This window comes from Ancylobacter novellus DSM 506, from assembly GCF_000092925.1.
Lineage (GTDB): Bacteria > Pseudomonadota > Alphaproteobacteria > Rhizobiales > Xanthobacteraceae > Ancylobacter > Ancylobacter novellus.
This window is the reverse complement of sequence record NC_014217.1, coordinates 2,820,226-2,841,591: the sequence shown is the minus strand read 5'-3', so window position 1 is coordinate 2,841,591 and position 21,366 is coordinate 2,820,226. Positions and strand designations below refer to the sequence as shown.

Here is a 21,366-nt window from a genome sequence, read left to right as displayed (position 1 = left end):
ATCGGAGGCTTCGATGCCGAAGCTGTGCGCACCGATGCGCCTGTCACCTGCACTCGCGCTGATGCTCGCGGGCCCTGCGCTCGCTGGGACGGCGTTGATGACGGCGGTGCCGGCGCAGGCCCAGTTCTATGTCCGGCCTTTCGGCGGTGTCTATGTCGAGCGCTATTACGAGCCGCTGCCGGCGCTGCCGCCGGGCGGCTATTATGCACCTCCGCCCGTCTACCGCGCGCCGGGGCGTTTCCCCTATGCCGACATCCAGCCGATGCTGCGCTCCATGGGCATGAGTGCCATCGGGCGGGCACGGGTCGACGGCGACACCTATGTGGTCGATGCCACCGATCGCGGCGGCATGCGGATGCGGGTGCGCATCGACGCCTTCAACGGCCGCGTCCTCGCCATGCACCCGATCGGCCAGGCGCCGGTGGCGCGGCAGTCGGTTCCGCCAGCGATGGCGCCGCTGCCGCCGAAGAAGCCGCCGGAGCTCGCCGCGGTGACGGCGCCGGCGCCGCCGCCGGTCGCGGCGCCGCAGGGCGCCGCCCCGCCGGTCACGGCTCCGGTAACGGCGCCCGACGGGTCGAATGCCGCCGTTCCGGCCGAACGACGGTCTGAGGTGCCGCCGGCCACCGAGCCGACCGAGAGCGCCAATGCCGATCCGGCGGTGCGGGTCATTCCCGGCATCGCCGTGCCGCCCGGCACCGAGCCGCAGCAATCGCCGGAAGAGGCGGCGAGCAAGCCGACCGATGAAACCCCTTCAGATGAAGCTCCCGCACCGGCTGCCGAAGCCGCACCTGCCGACGAGCCGGCCGACACCGGCACCGGGGTCGGCACCGGCAGCGACACGCCCGCCGGCACCGCCTCGGTGATGGCGCGCGGCACCAAGCCGGCGCCGCAGGAATAGGCCGCGCAAACGAAAAGCGCCCCGGTCTCCCGGGGCGCCCATTCGCTCTTTTCAGGCCTCAGGCCGGTTCCCGCGCGGGGAGCCGGATCATCGTCACGCTGCCTTGGCTTCGGTCGCCTTCGCCTCGATCGCGCGGGGCGCGGACGCGCCGCTGGTGATCGCGATGGTGCGGGGCTTCATCGCCTCCGGGATCTCGCGGACGAGATCGACGTGCAGCAGGCCGTTGGCAAGGCTGGCGCCGCGGACTTCGACATGGTCGGCGAGCTGGAAGCGGCGCTCGAAGGCGCGCGCGGCGATGCCCTGATAGAGCACCTCGCCGGACTTCTGCGACGTCTCGGGCTTGCGCTCGCCGCGGATGGAGAGGCCGCTCTCCTTCACCTCGATCTTGAGGTCGTCCTCGGTGAAGCCCGCTACCGCCACGGTGATGCGGTAGGCGTTCTCGCCGGTCCGCTCGATATTATAGGGCGGGTAGGTCGTGCTGGTATCGACGTTGCCTACCTGGTCGAGCAGGGAGAACAGTCGGTCGAAGCCGACGGTCGAACGGTGCAGGGGGGTAAGATCAAACGTACGCATGGCATATCCTCGTTTTAAGCGACATGCAGATGTCGGGTCCTCTCGACTGAGCCGGACCCGGTTCACGTACCGCCGTCTGGCCGGTACAACTTCGAGATAGGAAGGCGCATCGGGCGCGCAAGGGGTTTTGCCGCAGGAAAAGCCGGCCGCCGCTGCCACGAAGATGAACGGTGGATGAACGGCCGGCTCGGGCCATGTTCAGCGCTTGGCGCCTAGTGAATTTGGTTCGATAGTCGCGGGATCGGAGGTATTGCGGGCGCAATGGCACGGGCGGTGCTGGTGATCGTCATCGCGGGACTGCTGCTCGGGCAGCTGCCGGCGGGCCTTGCCGGCGGCACGGTCGCGCATGCGCAGGGCTATGGCCCGCCGCCCGGTGCCTACGCGCCCTATGACGCGCCGCCGGCCCGCGGGGCGGGCGGGCCCATCGACGCCGCCGCCGCCACCCGCCTGCTGGCCGGGCGCGGCTTCACCAACATCTCGGTGATCCGCCGGCGCGGCGCGACCATCCTGATGGAGGCCAACGGCCCGCGCGGCGAGCGGGTGCAGGTGGTGATGGACGGCGCCTCCGGCGCGATCAGCGGCATGAAGGTCATCGGCTTCGGCGACAAGCGGTACTGATCCGCGCGATCCGACCTTTCGCCGCTGACCTTTTTGTGAACGGATTATGACAGTCTTCTCACATTGTGGTGCGTCTTCGCTCAGGTATAAGCCTGAGTTCTTGTGCCGTCGTCTTGTCCGTTCACCAACAGAACCATGCCGTCCGAGATGATCCTTTACAGCACCTTCGAGAATCCCGTGCCGGAAGGCGCGCTGTGCGGCACCGTCACCGCCGTCGACGGCGTGCAGCTGCGCTTTGCCCGCTGGCCGGTGGCGGGCGAGTGCCGGGGCACGGTCTGCGTCTTCCCGGGCCGCACCGAGAAGATCGAGAAATACTTCGAGACGGTGCGCGACCTGCTGCGCCGGGGCTTCGCCGTGGCGGCGCTCGACTGGCGCGGGCAGGGCGGCTCGCAGCGGCTGCTGCGCAACCCGATGAAGGGGCATGTGCGCGATTTCGCCGAATACCAGCTCGACATCGACGCCTTCATGCAGCAGGCGGTGACGCCCGAGCTGCCCGGCCCCTATTTCGCGCTGGCCCATTCGATGGGCGCGACCATCCTGCTCGACCATGCGCGGCGCGGCGGCACGCTGTTCGAGCGCATGTTCCTGATCGCGCCGATGCTGGATATCTCGCTGGTCAAGCACGAGGCGACGGCGCGGCGCGCGGCGCGGCTGCTCGCCCGCCTCGGCTTCGGCAAGGCCTATGTGCCGCGCGGGCGGCGCCGGCTGCGCGAACTGCATTTCGACGGCAACCGGCTGACCTCCGACGCCGCGCGCTTCGCCCGCAACCTGACCATCACCATGGAGCAGCCGCAGCTCGATGTCGGCCCGCCGACCATCGGCTGGATCAAGGCGGCCTATGACGTGATGGAGACGCTCGCCGACCCGGCGACGGCTCGCAAGATCCGCCAGCCGCTGCTGATGGTGGCGGCGGGACAGGACAGCATCGTCTCGACCCCCACCATCGAGCATCTGGGCACGCGGCTGATCGCCGGCGCGCACATGGTGATCCCCGGGGCGCGGCACGAATTGCTGCAGGAGCGCGACATCTTCCGCGAGCCGCTGCTCGCCGCCTTCGACGCCTTCATTCCCGGCAGCCCGGCGCCGGCGGAGAGCAAGGCGGCCTGATCAGCCGGCCGCCAGCACCTTCAGCGCCGCCTCGTGGACGCGCCGGTCGCCGGCTACGACCACGCGGCCGCCGGCGAGGTCGCTGCCGCCTTCCCAATTAGTTACGATGCCGCCGGCGCCCTCGATGATCGGGATCAGCGGCAGGATGTCGAAGTCGTTGAGATTGGTCTCGATGACGAGATCGACATGGCCGGCGGCGACCATGCAATAGGCGTAGCAGTCGCCGCCATAGCGCGGCAGGCGCACGCGCTTCTCCACCTCGACATAGCGGGCGCGGTTCTCCTCGCTCATTAGCAGCGGGCTGGTGGTGAGCATCACCGCTTCCTCCAGCGCGGCGCAGGCGCGCACGGAGAGGCGCCGCTCGCCGGCCGGGCCGCGGTAGCGCGCCGTCGCGCCGTCGCCATAGAAGCGCTCGCGGATGAAGGGCTGGTGCATCATGCCGTAGACCGGCTGGCCGTTGTGGCACAGGCCGATCAGCGTACCCCAGGCGGGCAGGCCGCATATGAAGGACTTGGTGCCGTCGATGGGGTCCAGCACCCAGACATAGTCGGCGTCGGTGCCGTCGTCGGGGAATTCCTCGCCGCGCACGCCATGGCTCGGGAAGGTGCGGCGGATCAGTGCCCGCATGGCCTGCTCGGCGGCGCGGTCGGCGGCCGTGACCGGATCGAAGGCGGCGCCGCGGCTCTTGTCCTCGACGCCGAGCGCGGTGCGGAAGAAGGGCAGGATGGCCTGCCCGGAGACGCTGGCGAGCTCATGCACGAAATTCTCGAAGTCGACCGCGCCCATCGCCACGTCCCTCGCTGCCACGCCTAGCTCCACCGGCCGCCGGCGCCGGTCCGGCCAACGCATATCGGGCGGCGAGGGGCTCGGCAATCTCCGCGGCATAAACCGCGGTCGCTGCGGGGCTGCCTGCGGTGGCGGGCCGTCCGGCCCCTGCGCTGAGCGCATGGCTGCTATTCCGGCAAGATGAAGAAATGAGCAGCTTCGTCGTTGCTATCGGGAAGGCAAACTGCCATATTATTGCAGTGCGGCAGCGCGATTGGCGTCGCCTGCCGCCGCCCTCCTTGGGCGTTTCCTCCCTAGACTTGGGCCGCTGCCGAAAGGTCAGCGGCCTCTTTCTTTTCAGGGTCCAGGAATGGCGCGGCTTTGCGCCTCCCCCGTCGATTACCTCCAGCTGCGAAATGGGTGCGCCGGCGACGGAGCGGGGCGATGCCGGTGCGAGCCGGCGAGGACGCCGAAACAGCTCATGACGGGTTCGACGGCGCGGCGATCACGGGCGCGTGAGAGGCGCGTTTGTCGTCATTCGCGCCCCTGCGACCAAAAGTCGGTTTCGTTTCTTTCGTTTCCCGCTTGTCACGTTCATGTCGCATGGATATGGATATTGCATTGCGGCAGCGCGATTGGCGTCGCCTGCCGCTCGCCCTCCTTGGGCGTTTCCTCCCTAGACTTGGGCCGCTGCCGAAAGGCTAGCGGCCCCTTTCTTTTTCAGCGCCTTCTGGGCGCACCAGCCGCCACCCAGAGGGGCGGCCTTCGCCGGTCAGCCGGCTCTCCCCTTCGCTATGGCAATTTGCGCTCGTGCGCGGCCGATCGATCCCCCCACGCGAGGCGGCTTCGCGGGATGCATGAGAACTGTGCATAGGAGAGGGGAAGGTGGCGGGGGCGGACAAGGCCCGCGCCTAGGCAGAATCGGTTCCGCCAAATGCAAACGGGCGCCGGCGAGCCGTGACCCCCCTCGGCTCAACCAGCGCCCGCCGCAGCGGAAGTCGTCGCCCTCATAGGTGCTGCCGCACCTCTCGGAGCGACATTAATGCAACACTGAGTCTGATTTGTATTTGGTATGCCAGAAAATCCCAGTGCCTGCCTTGATTATTCCGCAATGCACCTACATCTTCCGCTTCGTACGCAGCGATTGGCGTCGCTCCGTACAGCCCTCCTTGGGCGTTTCCTCCCTAGACTTGGGCCGCTGCCGAAAGGTCAGCGGCCTCTTTCTTTTGTGCGCCGGACCGAAAATGCGCCCGCCGTGGCTTTGCCATCTTGCGTGGTCGTCTTCGCTGCCGTCTCAGCGCCCAGAAGGGCAGCTCGATCAAGAGGCCGACGTTTTCCCCCGCCGCGCCATTCGCGGTCAAACCCGAACAAGCGGTAGAGGATCAACGGCCCGGAACCGAGCGTGCAGAATTCGTATAGCTCTCATGTTCAAATTGCAAGGCTGTTGTGCGACCTTTCGCATCGCCCGATAAAATTTTTGCGAGCGTCGAACTAAATCGCTGACAAATCTGAATTATTCGGCCGCCGTCCGCACCGGCGCGAGCTCCAGATGGGCGATGCGGGACAGCGCCAGCGCTACATCGAGCAGGTCGCTGCGCACATTTTCGAAATTTTCTGACGCCTGGTAGCTCGGCTCGTGCATGTAGAGCGCACGGTTGATCTCGATCTGCACGGCGTGCATGCCGGAGGCCGGATTGCCGTAATGCTCGGTGATGAATCCGCCGGCATAGGGTTTGTTGCGCACCACGGCGTAGCCGCGCCGGCGCAGCTCCTCCTCCATGATGTCGGGGATGATTGGCGCGCAGCTGGTGCCGTAGCGGTCGCCGATGACGATGTCGACGCGCTGGTCGCGCTGGCAGCCGGACGGCATGGAGTGGCAGTCGACCAGTACGGCTAGGCCGAAGCTGCGCTGCATCTGCACCATCACCTGCCGGAGTGCCCGGTGATAGGGCTTGTAGAGCGTCTCGATGCGGGTGATGGCGTCGTCGATCGGGATGCGGCGGCCATAGATTTCCTGCGCCTCGCCGACGATGCGGGCGATGGTGCCGAGCCCGCCCGACACCCGCATGGAGCGGGTGTTGGCATAGGCCGGCAGCCGGCCCTCGAACATGCGGGGGTCGAGCTCGTAGGGCTCGCGGTTCACGTCGAGATAGCAGCGCGGGAAGTGCGCCCGCATGAAGCCCATGCCGAGCCGCGTGACATCGCCGAACAGCGTGTCGACCAGCGTGTCCTCGGAACGGCGCAGCACCGGCAGGTCGAGCCGCGACTGCTCGACGAAGGCACGCGGATAGATGACGCCGCTATGCGGCGAGTTGAAGAGGAACGGCGCGGTGAGCGAGGCCGGCTGCACGATCTCGAACGCCGGGTCGATCATCTCGGATATGACGGCCATCATCCTCTTCAGACCTGAACCCGCTCTTGTATCTGCTCGCCCACTGCCGGAGCCTGGCGCCCCGCACATCCGCCAACTCCTATCACGCGCCTTCCCGGCGCGGAATGCGGCCATGGGGGTGCGGGGGTGGAATCTGCGGACAACTGCGCGCGAGGCGATGCGCATCTGCAACGCCCGGCCGCCGGCCGGCCGAAGGTCTGTCCGCCGTTCACGATGTGCTAAGACGCGCCGAGGTACCCAAATGGGACGTGCCAGCGGCAGGTGCTTGGCGCCGATTCGCGTTTCCCTCGCGATTGGCGTCGCGCCGGCCGCTTCAAGAGAATCAGGATGCCCGGGATGCTCAAGATCCTGCTCGCCGAAGACGACCACGACATGCGCCGCTTCCTGGTCAAGGCGCTCCAGAATGCCGGCTACGAGGTCGTCGACTTCGACAATGGCCGCTCCGCCTATGACCGGCTGCGCGAGGAGCCGTTCGAGCTCCTGCTGACCGACATCGTCATGCCGGAGATGGATGGCATCGAGCTAGCGCGCCGCGCCACCGAGCTCGACCCGGACATCAAGGTCATGTTCATCACCGGCTTCGCCGCCGTGGCGCTCAATGCCGGCAGCCAGGCGCCCAAGGACGCCAAGGTGCTGTCCAAGCCGTTCCACTTGCGCGACCTCGTCAACGAAGTCGGCAAGATGCTGGCGGCCTGATGCTGGCGGCGTAAGACGCCGCCACACCGGCTGTGCAGGGCCGTTCGGACGGCTTGCGCGCCGGCGGGCTTCTCGATATAGGGGAGCCCCGCTCGTTTGAGAGCCTTGGAATGGGCGCGTAGCTCAGCGGGAGAGCACCTCGTTGACATCGAGGGGGTCACAGGTTCAATCCCTGTCGCGCCCACCATTCCATCCCAGCGGCCTGCAGCGAGCGGGGTCGTCAAAGACCCCTAGCTCTTCAGCTTCTGCAGCGCCTGGGCGCAGCCGACCGACATTTCCTTGCCATGAGCCTTCAGGCACTGGAGCAGGCGTCCGCCGCCGGGTGCGATGCCCTTGCACAGCCGGTCGATGTCGGCCTTGCAGTATTTGGCCATGTCGCCCTCCTGGGCGTGGCCGGCGCCGATGGACAGCGGCGCTGCGGCGAGCGCCAGGGCAATGAGGATCATGCGCATTCTTCATCTCCAGAGCACGGCGGCAGGGATGCCGCATCCTCTGGATAGCAAGGCGCGCCGCTGCCTCGGATGTCGAAGGTTGGTCGGATCATGCCGCGTCGCCGCGGTTGGGACGAGTGCCGCAGGGGCACTCAGGAACGGGATGCCGCCTGCCGCTCCAACGGGTTACCACATTGGAAAGTCATGGAAATTTCCGGGAACCCAATGCAGCGCGCGATGTTGGCTCTGAGGGGGCGACATCACGGAATGGAGGTCTTTATGGCCAACCAGAACGAACAGCATCGCGGTGGTTCCGGCAATTTCGCCGAGGACCGCGAACGCGCCCGCGAAGCCGGCCGCAAGGGTGGCGAGCACAGCCACCAGCAGAGCCAGTCGAGCAGCGGCACGCGCCAGCAGGGCGGCCAGCACGAGCAAGGCGGCCAGCATCGCGGCGGCTCGGGCAACTTCGCCGAGGATCGCCAGCGCGCCAGCGACGCCGGCCGCAAGGGCGGCCAGCACTGACCTGCGGTCAGGACGGCTTCAGAGCCCCCGTGCCGTTCGCGGCGCGGGGGTTCGTTTTTTGGGGGCGACGAGCGGCCGGCTCTATTCCGGCAGGCCGGGCTCGACCACCAGCGCGTTCGATTCCGCCCACCAGCGGAAGGCGTTGCCGGCCTCGATGATATCCTCGGTCTCGTGCGCGCCCTGCAGCCGCCGGATCATACCCTCATAATCACCCTTCGGATGCGGGTTCTCCTCGGCGAAGAGCAGGGCCTCGTCGAGCGTGGCGATGTCGACAAGCCCGTTCCCGACGCGCAGCCGCAGCGGCGGGATCAGGGCAGGGGGGATTTGGGTCGTTTCCATGCCCGCTAACCGCGTTCGGCGGGCCTGAGTTCCTGCCGTTCCGTCCGGCGCCGCCGGTAAAAGGCCGCCGCAGCGCCGTGGTCCGGGAACCCGAGGCCGCCCTGCGCCGTTATTCCGGCAACCACCGACCACGGGAGGCAGACATGATCGTGAGGAAATTGGGCATCACGGCCCTTGCCGCCGCCGCCGTCGTGACCATGGCGGTTCCGGCCAGTGCCATCTCGTCGGGCCCGCGCAACGAGGCGCGGTTCGGCGACAGCGTCGAGACCATGCAGCGCCGCGAACATGAGCGCGTGCGTCGCCAGCAGGTCCGCCAGACTCAGGGCGTGCCGAAGCAGCAGATGTTCTTCGGGCCGCTCTATCAGGGCTACAATTCGCCCTGGCAGCGGACGAAGCGCTTCTTCGACTGAGCCGCGAGACTCCGGTTGGACCAAAACTTGGGCGCTCCCAAAAGGGGCGCCTTTTGTTTGTCAGGTACAGCCGCTTGCCGCCGGCAGCGGCTCGGGCGCGCCCCAGTCGTTCGAGGGCAGGTTGGCGTAGGGTTCGGCGAAATACTGCCGGATCACCTTGAACGAGGCCGGCACGGTGTCGGTCGGGTTCTTGTAGGTGAGAATCCAGAAGAAATTATAGTTCGGGCCCGGCCAGGTGTCGGGCACCTTCGCGCCGTTGATGCGGTCGAGATGCATGAGCTGGCGCAGCGTCACCTGCTGGCCGGCAAACTCCTTCTCCAGCGCCGCACTGGCGATGTGGAAATGCTCCCACACCATCACCACCGTCGTGCCGTGCCAGCGCGGATTGGTGAGCAGGTCGGCCACCACCTTGCGGTTCTGCACGTTGATCAGGCCGTTGAAATAGGGCGTGTTGCGGATCGGCGTGAGCATCAGCGGATTGGTGGCGATCTTCATGCCCCAGGCCTTGGCGATCGGCCGCGCCGTCTCCAGCGTGTGCAGGGTGATCGCCATGATCGCCGCCGGCGTCTCGCCCTTGAGCAGGCTCATCGGGCTCGACGGGCTGAGATATTGCGCCGCCAGCGCCTGCGCCCGCTCCTTGCCGACGCTGCACAGCGTCAGCGGCGCCTGCTTCTCGCCGTGGCGGACGATGATGATCCGCTTCGGCGCCGCCTCGGCGGCGGTGAGACTGACGAGAAGCGCCGCGATGCCGGCGAGCACGCGCAAGGAGGCCATGGCCGTTCTCCGGAAACCGCCGGCACCATGCCGGCCCGCCTGCCGGGCGGCAAGGCGGACGCCGCAGGGAACGCGAGCCCGGCATGCGCATTGAACGCGGTGGCGGTTGATAGCCGGCCCGCACGCACGATATCAGTGCGGCTACTTTGAGAGCGACATATCCCTGCCGCGACGCCCCTTCCTCCCGGAGTGACCATGCTGCGCCGCCTTGACCGTCCCGTCTTCTCGCCCGGAACCCCGGACGCCACCGCCTTCGCCCTCGACAACCTCCCGCAATGGGATCTCTCGGATCTCTATCCGGCGATCGACTCGCCCGAGCTGCAGGCCGACCTCGCGGAGGTCGCGTCCGACTGCGCCACCTTCGAGGAGGCCTATAAGGGCAAGCTCGCCGGCATCCTCGATGCCGCCGACGCCGGCAGCCAGATGGCGCTGATCGTCTCCCGCTACGAGAAAATAGAGGACCGTCTGGGCCGGCTCTATTCCTATGCCGGGCTCGTCTATTCCGGCGACACCACCGACCCGGTGCGCGCCAAGTTCTATGGCGACGTGCAGGAGAAGCTGACGGATGCCTCCACCCACCTCCTGTTCTTCACGCTGGAACTGAACCGGCTCGACGACGCGAAGATGGAGGCGGCGCTCGCCGCGCCGGAATTCGGCAAGTACCGGCCGTGGATCGACGACGTCCGCGCCGAGAAGCCCTACCAGCTCGAGGACCGCATCGAGCAGCTCTTCCACGAGAAGGGCGTCACCAGCCGCTCCGCCTGGAACCGCCTGTTCGACGAGACCATCGCCGGCCTGCGCTTCGACATAGATGGCCAGAACCTTCCGCTTGAGCAGGCGCTGAACCTGCTACAGGAGCCGCAGGAGGAAAAGCGCAGGGCCGCGGCCGAGGCGCTGGCCAAGGTGTTCGGCGAGAATCTGCGGCTCTTCACCCTGGTCACCAACACGCTGGCCAAGGACAAGGAGATCTCCGACCGCTGGCGCGGCTTCGACGACATCGCCGATTCACGCCATCTGGCCAACCGCGTGGAGCGCGAGGTGGTGGACGCGCTGGTCTCCTCCGTCCATGCCGCCTATCCGCGCCTCGCGCACCGCTACTACAAGCTCAAGGCCAAGTGGTTCGGCAAGGACAAGCTGGAATACTGGGACCGCAACGCGCCGCTGCCGAAGGTCGAGACCCGCACCATCGGCTGGGACGAGGCGCGCGACACCGTGCTCGGCGCCTATTCCACCTTCTCCCCGCGCATGGCCGACATCGCCCGCACTTTCTTCGACAAGAGCTGGATCGATGCCGGCGTGCGGCCGGGCAAGGCGACGGGCGCCTTCGCCCACCCGACCGTGCCCTCCGCGCATCCCTATGTGCTCTTGAACTATCTCGGCAAGCCGCGCGACGTGATGACGCTCGCCCATGAACTCGGCCATGGCGTGCATCAGGTGCTGGCCGCACCGAACGGGGCGCTAATGGCGCCGACACCGCTGACGCTGGCCGAGACGGCTTCCGTGTTCGGCGAGATGCTGACCTTCCGCCGCCTGCTCGCCACCGCGCCGGACGCGCGCACCCGCAAGGCGATGCTGGCGGCGAAGGTCGAGGACATGATCAACACGGTGGTGCGCCAGATCGCCTTCTATACCTTCGAGCGGCGCATCCACACCGAGCGCAAGAATGGCGAACTGACCGCCGAGCAGATCTGCAAGATCTGGATGGAGGTGCAGGCCGAGAGCCTGGGCGAGGCCATCCATCTCGGCCCGGGCTATGAGGCCTATTGGGTCTATATCGGCCACTTCATCCACTCGCCCTTCTATGTCTATGCCTATGCCTTCGGCGACTGCCTGGTGAACTCGCTCTACGCGGTCTACGAGAACGCCTCGGAAGGCTTCGCCGAGCGCTATCTCGCCATGCTGGCGGCGGGCGGCACCAAGCATCACTCCGAGCTCCTGAAGCCGTTCGGGCTCGACGCGCGCGACCCGGCCTTCTGGCAGACCGGCCTCAACCTGATCGAGCGGATGATCGCCGAGCTAGAGGCGATGGAGGAGGCGTGAGCCTCTCTCTCAGTTCGTGACGATGCGGCGGCGTGCGGCGTTCTTCGAGAGCCGCACGCCGTCGAGGCTCCAGGAGGGCGGAGCGCCGAAGGTGCGGCGGAAGTCGTGGCCGAAATGCGCCTGGTCGAAGAAGCCGGCTTCATGGGCAGCGTGGGTGAAGCTCGCCCCGTCCGCCACCGCCGCGATGGCGGCGCGCATGCGCATCCATGCCCGGTAGCGGCGGAAGGGCACGCCGACCTCCTGTGTGAACAGATGCTGGAAGCGGCTCGGCGACAGTCCGGCCTGCGCGCAGGCGGCGGTGACGCCCGCCGGGCCGTCCGCGGTTTCCAGCGCCGCGAGCGCAAGGGCGATGCGCGGGTCCATGTGCCGCCGCGCATGCCTTGTCGCGAAGCCGAGCAGGTCGTCCAGCGCCGCGCCGGCGAAGTCGACGCTGCCGGCGGTCTCCCATAATTCGCGCATCACCGCGATCTCCCCGCCCGTGCCGACGAGGGCGCCGTCCGTCTCCTCGGTAGAGACGGTGAGGGCGGCGAGGGTGGAGGCGCCTTCGAGCGTCGGCTCGATATAGAGCACGGCGATGGGGTTGCCGCCGACATCGAGCTCATGCACCACGCCGGCGGGGATGACCGCCGTGCGGCAGGACCGCCATGCGCCGCCGGCGATCCTCAGCCCGAAGGCGCCGTAGATTCCGGCGAGGAACACCGGCGCGCCATGCTGGTGCGGGGCGTTGTAGGTGAGTGGGCCGATGAAGCAGGTGCGCTCGCCGTCGAGATGCCACAGCGGGCCCAGCGCAGCAGGCGCGGGCGGGCGGTCAGCACGTTCATACAAGCGGCCCGGCGGGGCCATGGCTAGCCTCCAGACGCTGCGTCCCCCGACGCGACGCAGTGGAACATGAAAGAGGCCCGCCTTGAAGCGGGTTCCGGAGGAAGCGATGTCCCAGACCTTTTCGCGCAGCGCCCGCGCGCCCCTCACACGTCGCCGGGCGCTCTTGCTCGCTGGGGCGGCGGTCGCCGCGCCTGCGATCCTGCGCGGCTCGTTGGCTGAAGCCGCCGCGCCGGCGCTCGGCGCCTCGCCGCAGAGCTTCCAGCGCTTCAAGCTCGGCGCCTTCGAGGTCACCAGCCTGCTCGACGCCAGCGCCATGATCGACGGCCCCTGGCCCATCGTCGGCGAGGACCGCCCGGCGGGCGAGGTCGAGCAGCTGATGCAGGCGAACCTGCTGCCGGAGAAGCGCTTCCGGCCGGGCTTCTCGCCGCTGCTCGTCAACACGGGGAGCGAGCTCATCCTGTTCGACACCGGCAACGGTGCGGAAGGCTTCGTGCCGCCGCCCGCCGGTGGCTGGCTGGCCAAGTCGCTCGCGACAGCGGGCTATGCGCCCGAGCAGATCGACGTGGTGGTGCTCACCCATTGCCACCCCGACCACATCGGCGGGCTGCTCACTGACGGCAAGCCGACCTTCCCGAAGGCGCGCTACGTCGTCGGGGCGAAGGAGTTCGATTTCTGGAAGAGCGATGCCCCGCTCGGTGCACCGAAGGAGAGCAACGAATACCGCACCGCGGTGATGTTCCGCTCCTATCTCCAGCCGCTGGCCGACCGCGCCCGCTTCGTCGATCCGGATGGCGAGGTGGCGGCGGGCATCCGCGCCGTGGAGGCCTATGGCCACACGCCCGGCCATCTCGCCTTCCACATCGAGAGCGAGGGCAAGCGGCTGCTGGCCTGGGGCGACTGCGCCCATCACGAGGTCGCCTCGCTGGCGCATCCCGAGTGGCACGCCCTGTTCGACCAGGACAAGGCCGGCGGCGTCGCGGCGCGCAAGAAGATCTACGACATGGCCGCGACCGACCGCGTGGCGGTGGCCGGCTATCACACCTCGTTCCCGTCGATCGGCTATGTCGAGCGGCGCGGGGATGGCTACCGCTGGCTGCCGGTGACGTACCAGCTGGATTTCTAGGGGGCTTCCAGGGAGCACCTCATCCTGAGGTGCGAGCGCAGCGAGCCTCGAAGGATGGTCAGTACAGTGCGCCCGGAGGACCATCCTTCGAGGCCCGGCTTTGCCGGGCACCTCAGGATGAGGTCTGCCCCAGGGCTGCGAAGGCCGCTGGCGAAAAGTTGGGCTGACGCAGAGGCTGCACACGTTCTAAGCTAGGTCATGCTGCGGGCGAATGCCCGGACCCTCGAGCCGCATGAAGCCATGAACCTCGCCGCCCCGACGCTTGCCGAAGCCGATTCCGCTCCCTTCGCCCACACACCCTTCGATGGCTCGCGCAAGGCGTTCTCCATCGGCCTCGCGCCGCTGGACCTCGCCGAGTGGATCGAGCCGGACGCCAAGCTCGCCGCCAGCCTCGCCCAGCGCGAGGCGCTGATCCGCGACAAGCGCGATCTCGTCCTGCGCGAGGAGCCGGGCACCCGCGCCTCCCAGCGCGAGGCGCTGGAACTGGTCGTCGATCACATCACGACGCGCTACCCCGACCTCTACAGGCTGGAGGGCCGGCGCCTCACCGTGCTGCCGACCGGGCGCAGCTTCGATCTCGACGACGAGAGCGAATCGCCGCTCGCCATTGCCGGCCATCTCATCTCCGACGACCTGCTGATCCTGACGCGTACCGACGCCGGCTACCGCCTCGTCGCCGCGGTGCTGTGCTTCCCCTCCGCCTGGTCGCTTGCCGACCGTTTCGGCCAGACGCTGAACGGGCTGCACGAGGCGGTGCCGGGCTATCAGTCCAAGCTCGCCAAGGTGATGAACCGGATCTTCGAGAACCTGAAAGTCGACCAGCCGGTGTGGCGGCTGAACTGGTCGATCTATCCGGATGACGAGCTGCATCACCCCGAATCCAAGGAGCGCCCGCGCGACTGGTTCGACGATCCGGCCAATCTCGCGCCCGAGGCCTTCGTGCGCTGCGAGCGGCAGACGCTGCGGCGCATGCCGGTCTCCGGCGACATGCTGTTCACCGTGCGCATCCATGTCGATCCGTTCGACGCCTTCCGCCGCCACCCGGAGGGCCGGGCGCTCGCCGCCTCGCTGCGCGAGCAGATCCTCGGCCTCGACGCCGACCAGCTCGCCTACAAGGCGCTGACCGAGCATCGCGACGCCGTCGCCAGCGCGCTGGAGCGCATCGCCGAGGGCCGGTAGCGAACCGTGCCGGCCTCTCATGGGTTGTCCGGCACGGTGCCGACAGAGCGGAGAAGGCGGTGAACGTCCTCGAAATATTCCTGCCGCTCGACAAGGGAGGCGGCGGCACGGCCGAGTCCGAGGAGATCGAGCGCATCGTCCATGAGCTCGCCGACCGCTTCGGCGGCGCCACGGCCTTCATCCGCGAGCCGGCGCAGGGGCTGTGGAAGCGGGAGGCCACCATCGAGCGCGACCGCATCGTCATCGTCGAGGTGGTGGTGCGCGAGCTCGACGAGGCCTGGTGGCGCGACTACCGCCGGCAGCTCGAACGCGACTTCGAGCAGAGCGAGATCATGATCCGCGTCATGCCCTGCCGGCTCATCTAGCCGCCGGCGAGGCTTCTCACGCGGGGAGATTTTCACCTGATCGCAAAGGGCTTTAAGCTCCCTGAATCTTCTGGGGAGGTTGCCGTGGTCTTCTGGTTCCCGCTGCTGGCATGGCTCGCTGCCATCATCGTCGCAATTGTCATGCTCATGCGCGGCCCGCGGCCCATCACCTTCCGCAAGGTGGTCGGCCAGCTCCTGCGCTACATCCTTTTGTTTCCGGTCGGAATCATGGGGCTGTGGGGCTTCATGGGGCATGTCTTCTTCGCGGATCAGGCGGCCGCCTCCATCGGCTGGGCGCCGAGCCCGTTCCAGTTCGAGGTCGGCATGGCCAATCTCGGCATCGGGCTGGCCGGCATCATCGGCGCCTTCGTGCCCTCGCCGGGTTTCCGGGCGGCGGTGGGCGTGGTGATGCTCGGCTTCCTCGGCGGGGCGGGGATCGGCCACCTCATCCAGATCAGCCAGACCGGCGACATGGCGGCCGGCAATGCCGGGCCGATCCTCTACACCGACTTCATCACCCCGCTCTCGGTGCTCGGCCTCCTGCTGCTGCAGCGCCTGTTCCGCCGCCCGCCCGTGCCGGAGCCGACGGCTGCGGTGTGAGGGCTGCGGCGTGATGGCCCTGCGGGTTGCACGGCGGCCGGCCGGGCTTAAGTAGAAGGCAACAGCCCGAGGCCGCCTTGTCCGATCCCGAGAAACCCGATCTTCGCGATCGCGAAGCCAACCGCCTGACCGCCCGCGCCGCACGCTATGCCCGCGTCGGCACCAGCGTCGGCGGCGTTGCCGCGCGCATCGCCGGCGCGCGCCTGTTCGGCCTGGAAGGCCGTCGCCCCAGCAATGCGGCGGCCCTCGCCGCGGCATTGGGCGGGCTGAAGGGCCCGATCATGAAGGTCGCCCAGCTGATGGCGACCATCCCCGACGCGCTGCCGCCCGAATATGCCGCCGAGCTCGCCACCTTGCAGAACCAGGCGCCGCCCATGGGCTGGGCCTTCGTCAAGCGCCGCATGATGGCCGAGCTCGGGCCGGACTGGATGTCGCGCTTCGCCTCCTTCGACAAGGAGCCGTCCGCCGCCGCTTCTCTCGGCCAGGTGCACCGCGCCCGCGCGCTTGATGGCACCGAACTCGCAGCCAAGCTTCAGTACCCGGACATGCAGTCCGCCGTGGAGGCGGACCTCAGCCAGCTCGACGTGCTGCTCGCCATCCACCGGCGCATGGAGCCGGCGATCGACACCACCGAGATCGCGCAGGAGATCGGCGCGCGGGTGCGCGAGGAGCTGGATTACCGGCGCGAGGCCGGCCATGCCGCGCTCTACGCCTTCATGCTGGCGGACGAGCCGGAGGTGCGGGTGCCGCGCGTGCATGCCGACCTCTCCACCGGCCGGCTGCTCACCCTCGACTGGCTGGAGGGGAGGCGCCTGCTCGACTTCACCGGCGAGCCGCTGGAGGTGCGCAACCGCATCGCCCGCGCCATGTTCGCCGCCTGGTGGCTGCCCTTCTCGCGCTTCGGCGTCATCCATGGCGACCCGCATCTCGGCAACTACACCGTGTTCGAGGAGATGGGCGAGGCGGCCGGCATCAACCTGCTCGATTACGGTTGCATCCGCATCTTCCCGCCGAGCTTCGTCGGCGGCGTGGTCGACCTCTATCGCGGCCTGCAACAGGGCGACGAGGCGCGCATCGTCCACGCCTACGAGACCTGGGGATTCCGCGGGCTGAAGCGCGAGCTGATCGATATCCTCAACATCTGGGCGCGCTTCATCTACGGCCCGCTGCTCGATAATCGCACTCGCACGATTGCCGATGGGATCGCGCCGGGCGAATACGGGCGGCGCGAGGCGTTCCGTGTGCACCAGGCGCTGAAGGAGAAGGGGCCGGTGCGGGTGCCGCGCGAATTCGTCTTCATGGACCGCGCCGCCATCGGTCTCGGCGGCGTCTTCCTGCATCTGAAGGCGGCGCTGAACTTCCACGGGCTGTTCGAGCAGGCCATCGCCGATTTCGCGGTGGACGAGGTCGCGGCGCGTCAAGGAGCCGCGCTCGAACGGGCCGGACTCCGCTGAGTTGCGCCTGTAACCTGCCGTTGCCGCATCGGGAGTCTTCCGCTAAAGCGGAGGCTCGCTTGTATTATCCCTTTGGAGGGGGTCTCGTATGGCTGACCATGGAGCGCCGGAATACGCCACGGCTGAAGGCAACGACTACGCCGAGCACCAGGGCACGTATCATTTCTTCGCCAAACTGACGCTGGTCAGCACGGTCGCTCTCGCCTGCTTCATGGTGGCGTTCGGCATTGGCGGCGCGAACGGTCACTGGGGCCTGTTCACCCTTGGCACGCTCGCCTCGGTGGCGGTGGCCGCCATCGGCCTCGCCTCGAAGGATGGCCAGCCGAAGCTGCTGTTCGGCCTGCTCGGCATCCTCGTCGTCCTCCTCATCGTCACTTCCTGAGACCCACCATGCGTATTGCAGTCGTCAAGGAGAGCTCTGGTTTGGAGCCACGGGTCGCCGCGTCGCCTGACACGGTGAAGCGCTATGTCGGGTTGGGTGCGGAGGTCGTCGTTGCGTCGGGCGCGGGTTTGGCGTCGGGTGTTGGCGACGGGGATTATGAGGGCGCGGGTGCGAAGGTCGTTGCGGACAACGCTGCCGCCGTCGCAAACGCGGACATTGTGCTGAGCGTTCGTCGTCCGGAGGCTTCGGCTCTGAAGGGGGCGAACCGCGGGGCGCTGGCGATCGCGATCATGGACCCGTACGGGCATGAGAAGGATCTGGAGGCGCTGGCCAAGGCGGGCGTGTCGGCCTTCGCGATGGAGCTGATGCCGCGCATCACGCGGGCGCAGGTGATGGACGTCTTGTCCAGCCAGGCGAACCTTGCGGGCTATCGGGCGGTGGTGGATGCGGCCGGCGAGTTCGGCCGGGCCTTCCCGATGATGATGACGGCGGCGGGCACGGTGCCGGCGGCGCGGGTCTTCGTCATGGGCGCCGGCGTGGCGGGGCTGCAGGCGGTGGCGACGGCGCGGCGCCTCGGCGCGGTGGTCTCGGCGACCGACGTGCGGCCGGCGGCGAAGGAGCAGGTGGAGTCCCTCGGCGGCAAGTTCATCGCCGTGGAGGACGAGGAGTTCAAGCAGGCGGAGACGGCGGGCGGCTACGCCAAGCAGATGTCGGCGGAGTACCAGGCCAAGCAGGCGGCCTTGGTCGCCTCGCACATCGCCAAGCAGGATGTCGTCATCACCACGGCGCTGATCCCCGGCCGTCCGGCGCCCAAGCTCGTCTCGGGCGAGATGGTGGCGTCGATGAAGCCGGGCTCGGTGGTCATCGACCTCGCGGTCGAGCGCGGCGGCAATGTCGAGGGCGCCGTGCCGGGCGAGGTGGTCACCACCGCCAACGGGGTGAAGATCGTCGGGCACCTCAACGTGCCGGGACGCCTCGCAGCGACGGCCTCGCAGCTCTACGCCAAGAACCTCTACGCCTTCGTGGAGACGCTGATCGACAAGGGGACGAAGAGCCTTGCCGTGAAGTGGGAGGACGAGCTGGTGAAGGCGACGCTGCTGACCCGCGACGGGGCGGTGGTGCATCCCGGCTTCAAGCCGCAAGGGGCCGGCGACGCCGCCTCGGCGGCGTGAGCGCTGCTTCGTCATGATCGACAGGGCGGGCCGGTCGCGCCGGGGAGGGCGCGGCAGGGCTCGGACAACAGACTTCCAGGGGATTTAGGGAAATGGCCAATCCGGCAGCGGGCGATCCGGTCGCCCAGAACGCGGTTGAGGGGGCGCGGGTGGCGGCCGAAGTGGCGCGCCAGGCCGCCGAGGCGGCGCAGGCCTATGCCGACGCCGCCGCGCAGCATTATGCGGAAGTCGCCGGGCAGGTGGCGCATGCGGTCTCAGGCGGGGCGATCGACCCCTTCGTGTTCCGCCTCGCCATCTTCGTGCTTGCGGTGTTCGTCGGCTATTACGTGGTGTGGTCGGTGACGCCGGCGCTGCACACGCCGCTGATGAGCGTCACCAACGCCATCTCCTCGGTGATCGTGGTCGGCGCGCTGCTGGCGGTCGGCGTCGACGCGATGAGCGCGGAAGGCACGGAATGGGCCAAGGGCTTCGGCTTCATCGGCCTGATCCTCGCCAGCGTGAACATCTTCGGCGGCTTCCTGGTGACCAGCCGGATGCTGGCCATGTACTCGAAGAAGAAGTGAGACGGGGCCCATGAACGCCAATCTCGTCGCACTGCTCTACCTCGTCTCGGGCGTCCTGTTCATCCTGGCGCTGCGCGGGCTCTCCAGCCCCGTCACCTCGCGCCGGGGCAATCTGTTCGGCATGGTCGGCATGGCCATCGCCATCCTGACCACGCTCGCCGCGAGCCCGCCCTCGGGCGCGCTGGGCTGGGGGCTGGTGATCGGCGGCCTCGCCATCGGCGGCGGCGCCGGCGCGGTCATCGCCCGCAAGATCGCCATGACGCAGATGCCGCAGCTGGTAGCGGCCTTCCACTCGCTGGTCGGCCTTGCCGCAGTGATGGTGGCGGCGGCCGCGCTCTATGCGCCGGAAGCCTTCGGCATCGGCGAGGTCGGCGCCATCCACGGCCAGGCGCTGATCGAGATGAGCCTCGGCGTCGCCATCGGCGCCATCACCTTTACAGGTTCCGTCATCGCCTTCGCCAAGCTGAACGGCAATATGAGCGGCAAGCCGATCATGCTGCCGGGCCGGCACGTCATCAATGCCGGCCTCGCTCTGCTGCTCGTCGTGCTGATCGGCGTTCTCGTCGCCACCGAGAGCCATACCGTGTTCTGGGCGATCGTGATCGTCAGCCTCGTGCTGGGCGGCCTCATCATCATCCCGATCGGCGGCGCCGACATGCCGGTGGTCGTCTCGATGCTGAACTCCTACTCCGGCTGGGCGGCGGCGGGCATCGGCTTCACGCTGGGCAACACCGCGCTGATCATCACCGGCGCGCTGGTCGGCTCGTCGGGCGCGATCCTGTCCTACATCATGTGCAAGGGCATGAACCGGAGCTTCATCTCCGTCATCCTCGGCGGCTTCGGCGGCGACACCTCTGCCGCGGCCGGCGGGGCGGTGGAGACCCGTCCGGTGAAGCAGGGCTCGGCCGAGGACGCCGCCTTCATCATGAAGAACGCGTCGAAGGTGATCATCGTGCCCGGCTACGGCATGGCGGTGGCGCAGGCCCAGCATGCCCTCAGAGAGATGGCCGACAAGCTGAAGGAGGAGGGCGTCGAGGTGAAGTACGCCATCCATCCCGTCGCCGGCCGCATGCCCGGCCACATGAACGTGCTGCTGGCCGAGGCCAACGTGCCCTATGACGAGGTGTTCGAGCTCGAGGACATCAATAGCGAGTTCGCGCAGGCGGACGTCGCCTTCGTCATCGGCGCCAACGACGTGACCAACCCGGCGGCCAAGACCGACCCGCAGTCGCCGATCTTCGGCATGCCGATCCTCGACGTCGAGAAGGCCAAGACCGTGCTGTTCATCAAGCGCGGCATGGCCGCCGGCTATGCCGGCGTCGAGAACGAGCTGTTCTTCCGCGACAACACCATGATGCTCTTCGCCGACGCAAAGAAAATGGTCGAAGATATCGTCAAGAACCTCGCTCACTAAAGGCGCCACTTGGACGACGAAAGGCCGGGCGAGAGCCCGGCCTTTCTGCTTTTGGGCACCCGCTCCAGCCCCGCTGCGCATGCTGCGGCGCCGCGACTCTTTTCGTTGACGTCAGGTGTATTGCATACCAGACTTAGAACACGACTAAAGAACAAGACGACGTGACGGCCAACGCCCGCAACCAGAGGGATACGCCAATGCTTGTCGCCGATCTCATGAAGCTGAAGAACGCCCGCGTGCCGACCATCCGCATGTCGGAAACGGTCGAGATGGCCGCGACCCTGCTCAACCGCGAGCGCATCGGCGCCGTGGTGGTGAAGGACGCCTGCGGCTCCGAGGGCGACACCGTCGTCGGCATCTTCTCCGAGCGCGACGTGGTGCGCGCGGTCGCCGAGCGCGGCGCGCTCGCGCTGCGCCTCACCGTCGGCGATCTGATGTCGCGCAACATGATCTCCTGCACCATGGACGACAGCGTCGACCATGTGCGGGCGCTGATGGACCAGCACCATGTGCGGCATCTGCCGGTGCTGGAGGATCATCAGCTAGTCGGGGTGCTCAGCATCCGCGACGTGCTCTCGCACGACGTGCGCGCCGCCGCCTCGCTCGCGGCGTCGGCGCGGCCGGCCGGCGTGTCCGGCGTGCCGCTCTCGGCCTGAGCGCCGTAGCCAAAAGAAATCCCCGGGCGGGAAGCCCGGGGATCATGGTCTTCACCTCATATAAGCCGCCC

At 68.0% G+C, this 21,366-nt stretch carries 24 protein-coding genes and 1 tRNA gene; 18 read left to right on the top strand and 7 right to left on the bottom strand.

The window, feature by feature from the left end; all coding sequences use genetic code 11:
* Positions 1–13 precede the first annotated feature (13 nt).
* Positions 14–898 (top strand): hypothetical protein, encoded by an 885-nt coding sequence (locus SNOV_RS13505; RefSeq protein WP_013167505.1) that lies wholly within the window; start codon positions 14–16, stop codon positions 896–898.
* A gap of 93 nt (positions 899–991) precedes the next feature.
* Here SNOV_RS13505 and SNOV_RS13500 read toward each other — a convergent pair whose 3' ends face one another.
* Positions 992–1,471 carry an Hsp20 family protein gene (locus tag SNOV_RS13500; protein WP_013167504.1) on the bottom strand — a complete coding sequence of 160 codons (480 nt, stop codon included), beginning with the start codon at positions 1,469–1,471 and terminating at the stop codon, positions 992–994.
* A gap of 261 nt (positions 1,472–1,732) precedes the next feature.
* Between SNOV_RS13500 and SNOV_RS13495 the strand changes: the two genes are divergently transcribed.
* Both SNOV_RS13495 and SNOV_RS13490 read left to right on the top strand, forming a co-directional pair.
* Entirely contained in the window at positions 1,733–2,089 is a 357-nt protein-coding gene (locus tag SNOV_RS13495) for a hypothetical protein (RefSeq protein WP_013167503.1), read from the top strand.
* Positions 2,090–2,224: 135 nt separating this feature from the next.
* Positions 2,225–3,196 carry an alpha/beta fold hydrolase gene (locus tag SNOV_RS13490; protein ID WP_013167502.1) on the top strand — a complete coding sequence of 324 codons (972 nt, stop codon included), beginning with the start codon at positions 2,225–2,227 and terminating at the stop codon, positions 3,194–3,196.
* Here SNOV_RS13490 and hisN read toward each other — a convergent pair whose 3' ends face one another.
* Both hisN and SNOV_RS13480 read right to left on the bottom strand, forming a co-directional pair.
* Positions 3,197–3,982, bottom strand: coding sequence for a histidinol-phosphatase (hisN, locus tag SNOV_RS13485; protein ID WP_013167501.1), 786 nt, complete (start codon positions 3,980–3,982; stop codon positions 3,197–3,199).
* A gap of 1,492 nt (positions 3,983–5,474) precedes the next feature.
* Positions 5,475–6,356, bottom strand: coding sequence for an N-formylglutamate amidohydrolase (locus SNOV_RS13480; protein ID WP_013167500.1), 882 nt, complete (start codon positions 6,354–6,356; stop codon positions 5,475–5,477).
* A 333-nt stretch (positions 6,357–6,689) separates the two neighbouring features.
* Between SNOV_RS13480 and cpdR the strand changes: the two genes are divergently transcribed.
* Complete coding sequence (gene cpdR / locus SNOV_RS13475) at positions 6,690–7,049, top strand: cell cycle two-component system response regulator CpdR (protein WP_013167499.1); 360 nt, start codon at positions 6,690–6,692, stop codon at positions 7,047–7,049.
* 112 nt (positions 7,050–7,161) lie between these two features.
* A tRNA-Val gene (locus SNOV_RS13470) sits at positions 7,162–7,236 on the top strand.
* Between the two features lie 43 nt (positions 7,237–7,279).
* Here the strand turns inward: SNOV_RS13470 and SNOV_RS13465 are convergent.
* Positions 7,280–7,495: a cysteine rich repeat-containing protein gene (locus SNOV_RS13465; RefSeq protein ID WP_244412757.1), complete on the bottom strand. Its 216-nt coding sequence runs from the start codon at positions 7,493–7,495 to the stop codon at positions 7,280–7,282.
* A gap of 264 nt (positions 7,496–7,759) precedes the next feature.
* Here SNOV_RS13465 and SNOV_RS24405 point away from each other — a divergent pair, with 264 nt between their 5' ends.
* A complete protein-coding gene (locus SNOV_RS24405; RefSeq protein WP_013167497.1) occupies positions 7,760–8,002 on the top strand; it encodes a con-10 family general stress protein in 243 nt (80 codons plus the stop codon).
* A gap of 81 nt (positions 8,003–8,083) precedes the next feature.
* On the opposite strand, the gene SNOV_RS13455 is transcribed toward SNOV_RS24405, so the two are convergent.
* The gene (locus SNOV_RS13455) at positions 8,084–8,341 is read right to left on the bottom strand and encodes a hypothetical protein (protein ID WP_013167496.1); all 258 of its coding nucleotides are present in this window, start codon (positions 8,339–8,341) and stop codon (positions 8,084–8,086) included.
* A 143-nt stretch (positions 8,342–8,484) separates the two neighbouring features.
* Between SNOV_RS13455 and SNOV_RS13450 the strand changes: the two genes are divergently transcribed.
* Positions 8,485–8,751: a hypothetical protein gene (locus SNOV_RS13450; protein ID WP_013167495.1), complete on the top strand. Its 267-nt coding sequence runs from the start codon at positions 8,485–8,487 to the stop codon at positions 8,749–8,751.
* A gap of 60 nt (positions 8,752–8,811) precedes the next feature.
* On the opposite strand, the gene SNOV_RS13445 is transcribed toward SNOV_RS13450, so the two are convergent.
* Positions 8,812–9,525: a histidine phosphatase family protein gene (locus SNOV_RS13445; protein WP_013167494.1), complete on the bottom strand. Its 714-nt coding sequence runs from the start codon at positions 9,523–9,525 to the stop codon at positions 8,812–8,814.
* Positions 9,526–9,720: 195 nt separating this feature from the next.
* Between SNOV_RS13445 and SNOV_RS13440 the strand changes: the two genes are divergently transcribed.
* The gene (locus SNOV_RS13440) at positions 9,721–11,565 is read left to right on the top strand and encodes a M3 family oligoendopeptidase (RefSeq protein ID WP_013167493.1); all 1,845 of its coding nucleotides are present in this window, start codon (positions 9,721–9,723) and stop codon (positions 11,563–11,565) included.
* A gap of 9 nt (positions 11,566–11,574) precedes the next feature.
* On the opposite strand, the gene SNOV_RS13435 is transcribed toward SNOV_RS13440, so the two are convergent.
* Complete coding sequence (locus SNOV_RS13435) at positions 11,575–12,408, bottom strand: AraC family transcriptional regulator (protein ID WP_013167492.1); 834 nt, start codon at positions 12,406–12,408, stop codon at positions 11,575–11,577.
* Between the two features lie 85 nt (positions 12,409–12,493).
* Between SNOV_RS13435 and SNOV_RS13430 the strand changes: the two genes are divergently transcribed.
* From SNOV_RS13430 to SNOV_RS13385, 10 genes are all read left to right on the top strand, one after another.
* A complete protein-coding gene (locus tag SNOV_RS13430; RefSeq protein WP_013167491.1) occupies positions 12,494–13,510 on the top strand; it encodes an MBL fold metallo-hydrolase in 1,017 nt (338 codons plus the stop codon).
* Between the two features lie 240 nt (positions 13,511–13,750).
* Positions 13,751–14,689, top strand: coding sequence for a heme-dependent oxidative N-demethylase family protein (locus SNOV_RS13425; RefSeq protein WP_041783360.1), 939 nt, complete (start codon positions 13,751–13,753; stop codon positions 14,687–14,689).
* Positions 14,690–14,748: 59 nt separating this feature from the next.
* The gene (locus tag SNOV_RS13420) at positions 14,749–15,054 is read left to right on the top strand and encodes a hypothetical protein (RefSeq protein WP_013167489.1); all 306 of its coding nucleotides are present in this window, start codon (positions 14,749–14,751) and stop codon (positions 15,052–15,054) included.
* An 84-nt stretch (positions 15,055–15,138) separates the two neighbouring features.
* Positions 15,139–15,654, top strand: a complete 516-nt coding sequence (locus SNOV_RS13415) for a DUF6790 family protein (protein WP_013167488.1) — start codon at positions 15,139–15,141, stop codon at positions 15,652–15,654.
* A gap of 77 nt (positions 15,655–15,731) precedes the next feature.
* On the top strand, positions 15,732–17,108 hold the full coding sequence (locus SNOV_RS13410) for an ABC1 kinase family protein (RefSeq protein WP_013167487.1): 1,377 nt from the start codon (positions 15,732–15,734) through the stop codon (positions 17,106–17,108).
* Between the two features lie 88 nt (positions 17,109–17,196).
* On the top strand, positions 17,197–17,490 hold the full coding sequence (locus SNOV_RS13405; protein WP_013167486.1) for an aa3-type cytochrome c oxidase subunit IV: 294 nt from the start codon (positions 17,197–17,199) through the stop codon (positions 17,488–17,490).
* 8 nt (positions 17,491–17,498) lie between these two features.
* Entirely contained in the window at positions 17,499–18,662 is a 1,164-nt protein-coding gene (locus tag SNOV_RS13400) for a Re/Si-specific NAD(P)(+) transhydrogenase subunit alpha (RefSeq protein ID WP_013167485.1), read from the top strand.
* Positions 18,663–18,754: 92 nt separating this feature from the next.
* A complete protein-coding gene (locus SNOV_RS13395) occupies positions 18,755–19,225 on the top strand; it encodes an NAD(P) transhydrogenase subunit alpha part 2 (RefSeq protein WP_013167484.1) in 471 nt (156 codons plus the stop codon).
* Between the two features lie 10 nt (positions 19,226–19,235).
* Positions 19,236–20,639 (top strand): NAD(P)(+) transhydrogenase (Re/Si-specific) subunit beta, encoded by a 1,404-nt coding sequence (locus SNOV_RS13390; protein WP_013167483.1) that lies wholly within the window; start codon positions 19,236–19,238, stop codon positions 20,637–20,639.
* 197 nt (positions 20,640–20,836) lie between these two features.
* Positions 20,837–21,295 carry a CBS domain-containing protein gene (locus SNOV_RS13385; protein ID WP_013167482.1) on the top strand — a complete coding sequence of 153 codons (459 nt, stop codon included), beginning with the start codon at positions 20,837–20,839 and terminating at the stop codon, positions 21,293–21,295.
* Positions 21,296–21,366: the final 71 nt, after the last annotated feature.

What these genes read in the sequence shown, in the direction of transcription:
- SNOV_RS13430 (WP_013167491.1), top strand. Translation starts at nt 12,494, where the DNA reads ATGTCCCAGACCTTTTCGCGCAGCGCCCGCGCGCCCCTCACACGTCGC.
- SNOV_RS13465 (WP_244412757.1), bottom strand. Translation starts at nt 7,495, where the DNA reads ATGATCCTCATTGCCCTGGCGCTCGCCGCAGCGCCGCTGTCCATCGGC.
- SNOV_RS13480 (WP_013167500.1), bottom strand. Translation starts at nt 6,356, where the DNA reads ATGATGGCCGTCATATCCGAGATGATCGACCCGGCGTTCGAGATCGTG.
- SNOV_RS13400 (WP_013167485.1), top strand. Translation starts at nt 17,499, where the DNA reads ATGCGTATTGCAGTCGTCAAGGAGAGCTCTGGTTTGGAGCCACGGGTC.
- SNOV_RS13405 (WP_013167486.1), top strand. Translation starts at nt 17,197, where the DNA reads ATGGCTGACCATGGAGCGCCGGAATACGCCACGGCTGAAGGCAACGAC.
- SNOV_RS13395 (WP_013167484.1), top strand. Translation starts at nt 18,755, where the DNA reads ATGGCCAATCCGGCAGCGGGCGATCCGGTCGCCCAGAACGCGGTTGAG.
- SNOV_RS13450 (WP_013167495.1), top strand. Translation starts at nt 8,485, where the DNA reads ATGATCGTGAGGAAATTGGGCATCACGGCCCTTGCCGCCGCCGCCGTC.
- cpdR (WP_013167499.1), top strand. Translation starts at nt 6,690, where the DNA reads ATGCTCAAGATCCTGCTCGCCGAAGACGACCACGACATGCGCCGCTTC.
- SNOV_RS13390 (WP_013167483.1), top strand. Translation starts at nt 19,236, where the DNA reads ATGAACGCCAATCTCGTCGCACTGCTCTACCTCGTCTCGGGCGTCCTG.
- SNOV_RS13505 (WP_013167505.1), top strand. Translation starts at nt 14, where the DNA reads ATGCCGAAGCTGTGCGCACCGATGCGCCTGTCACCTGCACTCGCGCTG.
- SNOV_RS13495 (WP_013167503.1), top strand. Translation starts at nt 1,733, where the DNA reads ATGGCACGGGCGGTGCTGGTGATCGTCATCGCGGGACTGCTGCTCGGG.
- SNOV_RS13455 (WP_013167496.1), bottom strand. Translation starts at nt 8,341, where the DNA reads ATGGAAACGACCCAAATCCCCCCTGCCCTGATCCCGCCGCTGCGGCTG.
- SNOV_RS24405 (WP_013167497.1), top strand. Translation starts at nt 7,760, where the DNA reads ATGGCCAACCAGAACGAACAGCATCGCGGTGGTTCCGGCAATTTCGCC.
- SNOV_RS13500 (WP_013167504.1), bottom strand. Translation starts at nt 1,471, where the DNA reads ATGCGTACGTTTGATCTTACCCCCCTGCACCGTTCGACCGTCGGCTTC.
- SNOV_RS13440 (WP_013167493.1), top strand. Translation starts at nt 9,721, where the DNA reads ATGCTGCGCCGCCTTGACCGTCCCGTCTTCTCGCCCGGAACCCCGGAC.
- SNOV_RS13445 (WP_013167494.1), bottom strand. Translation starts at nt 9,525, where the DNA reads ATGGCCTCCTTGCGCGTGCTCGCCGGCATCGCGGCGCTTCTCGTCAGT.
- hisN (WP_013167501.1), bottom strand. Translation starts at nt 3,982, where the DNA reads ATGGGCGCGGTCGACTTCGAGAATTTCGTGCATGAGCTCGCCAGCGTC.
- SNOV_RS13435 (WP_013167492.1), bottom strand. Translation starts at nt 12,408, where the DNA reads ATGGCCCCGCCGGGCCGCTTGTATGAACGTGCTGACCGCCCGCCCGCG.
- SNOV_RS13385 (WP_013167482.1), top strand. Translation starts at nt 20,837, where the DNA reads ATGCTTGTCGCCGATCTCATGAAGCTGAAGAACGCCCGCGTGCCGACC.
- SNOV_RS13425 (WP_041783360.1), top strand. Translation starts at nt 13,751, where the DNA reads ATGAACCTCGCCGCCCCGACGCTTGCCGAAGCCGATTCCGCTCCCTTC.
- SNOV_RS13490 (WP_013167502.1), top strand. Translation starts at nt 2,225, where the DNA reads ATGCCGTCCGAGATGATCCTTTACAGCACCTTCGAGAATCCCGTGCCG.